The following is a 6,586-nucleotide window of genomic DNA, read 5'->3' as shown; positions in this document are numbered from 1 at the left end:
GAGCCCTGGACGCCCGATCGGGCGCCCCACGCCCGCGCCATGGCGGCGGACGAGGGGCTGGTGCTGCCGGGCGGCAGCCCGTCGTCCGGCGGCATGACGGCCCCGTGAGACGCCGCCGCCTGGAGGCCGGTCAGGACCAGCCGTCCTTCGCGCATCTGTCCGATGGGAAGCTGCTGGAAATCCACCGGCGGCTCTGCCTGATCTTCGGCTGTCCGATCGCCTATTTCCGCGCGCTCGACCCGCTCAGCGAACTGGTGTCGTCGCTGCTGTCGCACCGCACGCGCAACGCGGCGTCGGGGGCGGCCTTCCGCGCCTTGCGGGCGCGCTGGGGAGGGGATTGGGCCGCGGTGCGCGACGCCGACCCGGCGGAGGTGGAGGCGGCGATCGCGGGGGTTACCTGGCCGGAGCAGAAGGCGCCGCGCATCCAGGCGATCCTGCGGCGGATCACGGAGCTGCGCGGCGGGCTGTCGCTGGATTTCCTGGCGGAGATGACGGTGGCCGAGGCGCGGGCCTGGCTTCAGGCGCTTCCCGGCGTCGGCCCGAAGACCAGCGCCGCGGTGATGAGTTTCAGCAGCCTGCGCCGTCCCGCTTTGCCGGTGGACAGCCACCATCACCGCGTCGCCGTGCGCACCGGGCTGATCCCGCCGACCGTGGCGGTCGGCCCGTCGCACACCATCCTGGAGGCGCGGCTTCCAACGGACTGGACGGCCCAGCAGATCTACGACCATCACGAGGTGATGATGCTGCACGGGCAGCGGGTCTGCCTTTACCGCAATCCGGCCTGTGAGCGGTGTGTCCTGCTGGATTTGTGTCCCGAGGGGCGGGGGCGGATGGCCGGGTGAGGGGGAGTGTTCGGGTGCCGAGTTTGCCCCCACCCGGCCCTCCCCTGCGTCAGCTCTCGCGCAAATCAAAGGTTTGCATTGTCGCGGCAGGCGGACCTTCGGTCCGCCGAGAGCGGGGGAGAGTTGGGATGGGGGCCGGTTTTGCAGGGCGATCAATTGACCAGTGGCGGCGGGCGGCGCACGGGGAAGGGGTCGCTGCGTTGCGGACGTTCGCCGGAGGCGGCCTGTTCCGCGGCGTCCAGCATGGCTTCGGCCTGCTTCTGCACGGCGGCGGCGCGGGCGCGGTCCATGGGGTCGGGGCTTTGCGCCCGGACATAGCCGGCGGCCTGCTCGGCGAGGTCGAGGGTTTCCACCACCTCGTCCATCGTTTCCTCCAGCGCGGTCACATCGACCTTCTTGCCGGTCATTTCGTCGTCTCCCGTCGTTGCGGTCGGTCAAGCCAACAGGGGCGGGGCGGCGCCCGTTCCCAATTTGGTAATCCGGGCGGTCCCCCGTAAAAAATTCGACGCGGGCGCGGGAATAGTTTTTTGCAGCGCACGTTCGTCTGGATGTCCGGTGGCGCCCGCCACCCATCCCATCCAGGCTTGCGAAATCCCCACATGAGCAACCCGAAGCGTTCGATCCGGTCTGCGGCCTTGGCCGCGGCGATGCTCGCCGTGACTGCCGGCCACGCGTCCTTCTGGTCCTGGCGCAACGCGCCCACTCCTGTGGACGCAGTGCCGGGGCGCATCGAATCCGTCTCCTACTCCCCGTCGGGCCGCGACTACGACCCGAACCACCAGCCGGTGGTCGATGCGGTGGAACTGGACAAGGACATGACCGCCATCGCCGGCTTCGCCGACGGTGTGCGCACCTACTCCACGCTCGGCTCCCAGGGCGACGTGCCGGCCATCGCGGCCAAGCACGGGCTGGACGTCACGCTGGGCGTCTGGCTGAGCGACGACAAGGCCCGCAACGAGCGCGAGGTCGCCCGCGCCATCGTGCTGTCCCGCACCGTGCGCGGCATCGAGCGCGTCGTGGTCGGCAACGAGACGCTGCTGCGCGCCGAGCTGACCGACACCGAGCTGGCCTCCTACATCCGCCGCGTCCGCGCCGGCGTGCCGAAGCACATCAAGGTCGGCACCGCCGACGTGTGGTCGGAGATCGTCAAGGCGAAGGAGACCATCGCGGCTTCCGACTACATGGGTGTCCACGTCCTGCCCTACTGGGAAGGCGTGCCGGTGGAGAACGCGCTGACCTGGATCCGCGACCGGCTGGACACCGTGCGCAAGGCGCATCCGGGCAAGCCGCTGTTCGTGGGCGAGGTGGGCTGGCCGTCGGGCGGCGAGAACTTCCACGACGCCTACCCGACGCCTCAGGCCCAGGCCTTCGTCGTCCGCAACTTCGCCGCCGAGGCGGGGATGCTGGGCATCGACTACAACGTGGTCGAGGCGTTCGACGGCGTGTGGAAGTCCAGCATCGAAGGCTCGCCCGGCCCGACCTGGGGCGTGCTCGACGCCGACCGCGCGCCGAAATGGCCGCTGGCCGGCGCCGTCCCGGCGCCCTGGGGCGACCGCGTGGGCGCCGGTGTGGCGCTGGCCCTCGGCCTTGCCCTGTCAGCCTTCGCCGCCTTCCGCCGCCGCACCAACATGACCTACGCACTGGCCGCGTCGGTGGGCGCCAACATCGTCGGCTTCGGCGTCGGCTCCGCCGTCGCCGGTGCCTACGCCGAGTATTTCACCTTCGGCGCCGCGACCACCTGGGGCTCCGCCTTCCTGCTGGGCGCGCTGATGATGTCGGTGGCCTTCGCCGACCTGACCGAGGTGGCCCGCCGCCTGTTCACCGGCCGCGCCCCGGCCCTGCTGCCGCGGGTTCCCGCGGTGCCGGAGCACAAGCCGATGGTGTCGGTGCACATCGCCGCCTGCCGCGAGCAGCCGGACGTGCTGGCCGCCACGCTGACCTCGCTGGCCCGCGTGGACTACCCGGACTACGAGGTCGTCGTCCTCATCAACAACACCGAGGACGAGGCGCTGGTCCGTCCGGTCGAGGAGCTGTGCGCGGAGCTGGGCCCGAAGTTCAAGTTCCACTGGTACAAGAAAATTTCCGGCTTCAAGGCGGGCGCGCTGAACGCCGCGCTGCGCCACACCGACCCGCGGGCCGAGATCGTCGCCGTGCTCGACGCCGACTACACGGTCGAGCCGGACTGGCTGAACAAGCTGGCCCCGACCTTCGCCGATCCGCGCGTCGGCATCGTCCAGGCCCCGCAGGAGCACCGCGACGGCCATGAGACGGCGCTGAAGGCCGCCATGACCGCCGAATACCGCCCCTTCTTCGACGTCGGCATGCAGGAGGGTCTGACCTCCCAGGCGTTCGTCTGCCACGGCACGATGATCATGCTGCGCCGCTCCGCCATGGATCGGGTCGGCGGCTGGTCGGAAGAGGGCATCTGCGAGGACACGGAGCTGGGCATCCGCATCCTGTCGGCGGGCTACCGCGCCGCCTACACGGACGAGCGGCTGGGCCAGGGCCTCGCCCCCGACAACTTCATGCAGTTCCGCAAGCAGCGCGACCGCTGGGTCTTCGGCTCCACCCAGATCCTGCGCGCCCACTGGCGGAAGTTCCTGCCCGGCGCCACGGAGCTGACGTTCGGCCAGAAGATCGGCTACCTGACCAACTGGGCGCGCTGGTGGTCGGACGCGGTGGGCGTGCTGGCCGCCGGTGCGGCGGTGACCTGGACCTTCGCGTCGCTGGTCCTGCCGCTGCACCTGCCGCCGGTCCAGGCCACCGCCGCGGTGCTGGGTGCGCTGGTCCTGCGCGCCGGGTCGAGCCTGCTGGCCTCGCGCTACGCCTCCGGCAACTCGTGGAAGGAGAGCGTCGGGGCCTGCGCCGTGGGCATGGCGCTGTCCACCACGGTGGCTCTGGCCGCGCTCCGCGGCGTGGTCCGCAAGCGCGACGCCTTCCGCGTCACCGCCAAGGGCGGCAAGCGGACCCAGGGCGCCTTCTGCGCCAAGCCGGAAGCCTGGCTGTCGGGTGCGCTGCTGGCCGCCGCGGTCACCGCGTGGTTCGCCAACCCGCTGGGCACCCTGTCGCTGGACCTGTGGGCGATCCTGCTGGCGGCGATGGCCGTGCCGAACCTGATGGCCGTCGGCCTCGCGATCGGCGACATGCTGCCCGCCGGCACCCCGCGCCCGGCGCCGCTGCCCGCCCCGCAGGGCGCGGTCCAGCCCGCCGCCCCGGCGAAGACCGCCAACCAGCCGGTCGCCGCGTAACCGTCTCCTTCAGCCCCGAACGGGAAAGCCCCCTTGCCATCGGCAAGGGGGCTTTCCTCGTTCCGGAGGGGGGCGTTCAGCGCTTGCCCTTCTTGCCCTGGAAGCTGGTGATCTGCTGGGTGGCGCTGTTGCCCTGACCCATGGCGGCGTTGAAGGCGTTGCCGACGTTGTTGAACTGGATGCCGCCGCTGGCCAGCGCCGCGGGCAGGTGCGGCAGCGGGCCGAAGTTGCTCATCAGCGGGTCGAAGAAGCCGTCGGGCGGCGGGCCGCCGTTGCCGGTGGTCACGCCCGGCTGGGGCTTGGGTTGGGGCTTGGACTGGGTCTGCGACTCGGGCTGGGGCTTGGGCGCCGGGGCCTTGGCCTGGACCGGAGCGGGGGCCTGGACCGGAGCGGGGGCCTGCACCGGAGCCGCCGCCTGCACCGGGGCGGGCATCTGGCCGGTGGGAACCGGCTCGGCGACCTGTTCCGTGATTCCGCCACCGCCACCGCCACCACTGACACCGCCACTGCCGCCACCGCCGCCGGAGCCGTCCCCGCCCTGGACGATGAACTGCTCCGTCACGTTGCTGTCGCCGAAGGACAGGGCCAGCGAGCTGTCGAAGTTGTTCACGATGAAGGGCGCGTCGATGAAGGTGAAGGACGGCACGATGGGTTCGGGCGGCGGCTGGCGGCTGGCGGCCAGGGCCTGACCCTTGTTGAAGCCGCCCAGGAAGCCGGCGTCGCCGCGGATCTTGGCGATGGCCTGCTGGTGTTTCGCCTGACGGCTGACGTTGGGGTTGGTCACCGTCGCACCTGGAGGCGCGCCGCGCGGGGCGGCGTTGACGAAGACGGGCTGGCGCGGCAGCAGCGGCGGCATTCCCATGCCCATCCCCATCGACATGCCGACCGCCGCGCCCAGCTGCGGGTTGACGGAGAAGCCGCCCGCGTCCTGGGCGGCGGCCTGGGTGACGGCGGTCCCGCCCAGCAGCGCCAGGGCGGCCAGTCCGGAAAGCAGCGGCGCAAAGCGGCGGCGGATGCGGACCATGGCGGGGCTCCTCTGTTCGGCGGTGTGCGCTGATCCTAGGGCGGCAAGCCGGGGAGCCGCTGTGAGGCGGGCCACAGGTCCGGTGCTTTACGCCTCTTCCTCAAAAGGGAAGTTCTTGCCGAAGGGGTGGTCGGGCAGGGGCACGGCCTGCGGCGGCAGCGGCGGCATGGGCATGAGCTTCAGGTCGGGTTGCGACGGGCCGCGGCGGCAGGCGGTGTGGCCGTTGACGGTCTCGCAGGTCAGCACGCCCGGCCCGGTCGCGCAGGTCGTCCGGTCGTTGACCGTCTGGCACGACAGCGAGCCCGAGCCGCGGCTGCACACCGTCTTCCCGTTGACCGTCTGGCAGGCGAGGTTCTCGGCGGCGGCGGTCTGCGGGGTTCCGGCCAAAACCAGGATGGCGGCGAGCGTGCCGAAGGCGGGCAGCGCGAAGCGAAGCATGACGGCAGTCCTCCAGTGAGAGGAATCCGGGAACGGACGCCGCCGGGCAAAGGCCGTTTGAGATTCTGCCCGGCGGCGTCCTGCGGGGTGGATCATTGGGCCTTGAGACCGAACAGATTCTGCGCCGCGGCGTTGCCGATGCCGGCGCCGACATTGGTCGTCACGCCGACGTTGGTGTCCAGCAGGCCGCCCTTGCCGAAGCCGAAGGTGACGCCGGTGACGTTCTGCTTCGCCTTGTTGCCGATCCCCGCCGCGACGTTGGTGGCGACGCCGACGTTGGTGTTGACCAGCGAACCGCCGGTGCCCTGCTGCATGGAGAAGACGTTCTGCTTGGCCTTGTTGCCGATGCCCGCGGCGAGGTTCGTCGCGACGCCGACGTTCGTGTTCGCGACGGAGGGCGCCGCCGCGAAGGGGTTGCCGAAGCCCGGCTGCTGCATCGCCATCGGGTTGACCGGCACGCCGCCGGTCTTCACGTCATAAGCAAATGCGGGAGCGGCGAACAGCGTGGCGGCAGCGGCGGCGATCAGGGTCAGGCGGCGCATGGGCTGGGTCTCCTCCGGTGTGGGGCGATGTCCGTGGAGGAGAGGGTAGGCGGATGGCGCCCCCGCCGCTGTGGCCTGGGCCACAGTCGGGAAGGGATTCGGAGATGATTTGGAAACCATGGCCCCCTCCCTAACCCTCCCCCTCTACGGGGTGGAGGGGACAATTCTCCCTCCCCTGCGAGAGCGGGGGAGGGCCGGGGTGGGGCAAGCCGGCGCTCAGCGCGCGTGCCGGTCCAGGAACTGGCGGCAGGAGTCGAAGTCCTGGAGCACGGCGTCCGGCAGTTCGACGCCCTTGCGGTCGGCGAGGCTGCGGGCGAAGGCGACCATCTTGTCGGTCGGGGCCTTGCGCCGCGCGCCGTTGGGGAGCGGGGCGGGCGTCGGCGGGGCGGCCGCGGCGGCGGGAGTGATCGAGTCGAGGACCTCCGGCGCGGCCTTCGCCTTGCGGCTGCGGCGCGGCGTCTTCGGCGCCTCGCCCTCCGCGCCGACCGCAGC

General features: G+C 71.5%; 6 protein-coding genes and 1 pseudogene. 2 read left to right on the top strand and 5 right to left on the bottom strand.

Annotated elements, in window-relative coordinates; translation table 11 throughout:
* The first annotated feature begins 104 nt into the window (after positions 1–104).
* Positions 105–842 (top strand): endonuclease III domain-containing protein, encoded by a 738-nt coding sequence (locus tag QSG27_RS26920; protein WP_306711645.1) that lies wholly within the window; start codon positions 105–107, stop codon positions 840–842.
* Positions 843–994: 152 nt separating this feature from the next.
* Here the strand turns inward: QSG27_RS26920 and QSG27_RS26915 are convergent, their stop codons facing one another.
* On the bottom strand, positions 995–1,249 hold the full coding sequence (locus QSG27_RS26915; RefSeq protein ID WP_306711644.1) for a hypothetical protein: 255 nt from the start codon (positions 1,247–1,249) through the stop codon (positions 995–997).
* 192 nt (positions 1,250–1,441) lie between these two features.
* Between QSG27_RS26915 and QSG27_RS26910 the strand changes: the two genes are divergently transcribed.
* A complete protein-coding gene (locus QSG27_RS26910; protein ID WP_306711643.1) occupies positions 1,442–4,090 on the top strand; it encodes a glycosyltransferase in 2,649 nt (882 codons plus the stop codon).
* A 76-nt stretch (positions 4,091–4,166) separates the two neighbouring features.
* Here the strand turns inward: QSG27_RS26910 and QSG27_RS26905 are convergent, their stop codons facing one another.
* The 4 genes and pseudogenes from QSG27_RS26905 to QSG27_RS26890 form a co-directional block, all read right to left on the bottom strand.
* Entirely contained in the window at positions 4,167–5,114 is a 948-nt protein-coding gene (locus QSG27_RS26905) for a hypothetical protein (RefSeq protein ID WP_306711642.1), read from the bottom strand.
* Positions 5,115–5,201: 87 nt separating this feature from the next.
* A complete protein-coding gene (locus QSG27_RS26900; protein WP_306711641.1) occupies positions 5,202–5,552 on the bottom strand; it encodes a hypothetical protein in 351 nt (116 codons plus the stop codon).
* A gap of 92 nt (positions 5,553–5,644) precedes the next feature.
* Positions 5,645–6,094, bottom strand: coding sequence for a hypothetical protein (locus QSG27_RS26895; RefSeq protein ID WP_306711640.1), 450 nt, complete (start codon positions 6,092–6,094; stop codon positions 5,645–5,647).
* Positions 6,095–6,310: 216 nt separating this feature from the next.
* Positions 6,311–6,586 (bottom strand): annotated as a pseudogene (locus QSG27_RS26890) (DNA topoisomerase III); the annotation flags it as partial.

This window comes from Azospirillum isscasi (assembly GCF_030849505.1).
Taxonomy (GTDB): domain Bacteria; phylum Pseudomonadota; class Alphaproteobacteria; order Azospirillales; family Azospirillaceae; genus Azospirillum; species Azospirillum isscasi.
The sequence above is the reverse complement of the archived record's forward strand: the minus strand, read 5'-3'. Positions and strand labels throughout refer to the sequence as shown.

Bases quoted from the DNA above. Each gene is read 5' to 3' on its own strand.
- QSG27_RS26915 (WP_306711644.1), bottom strand. From the start codon at position 1,249: ATGACCGGCAAGAAGGTCGATGTGACCGCGCTGGAGGAAACGATGGAC.
- QSG27_RS26910 (WP_306711643.1), top strand. From the start codon at position 1,442: ATGAGCAACCCGAAGCGTTCGATCCGGTCTGCGGCCTTGGCCGCGGCG.
- QSG27_RS26905 (WP_306711642.1), bottom strand. From the start codon at position 5,114: ATGGTCCGCATCCGCCGCCGCTTTGCGCCGCTGCTTTCCGGACTGGCC.
- QSG27_RS26900 (WP_306711641.1), bottom strand. From the start codon at position 5,552: ATGCTTCGCTTCGCGCTGCCCGCCTTCGGCACGCTCGCCGCCATCCTG.
- QSG27_RS26895 (WP_306711640.1), bottom strand. From the start codon at position 6,094: ATGCGCCGCCTGACCCTGATCGCCGCCGCTGCCGCCACGCTGTTCGCC.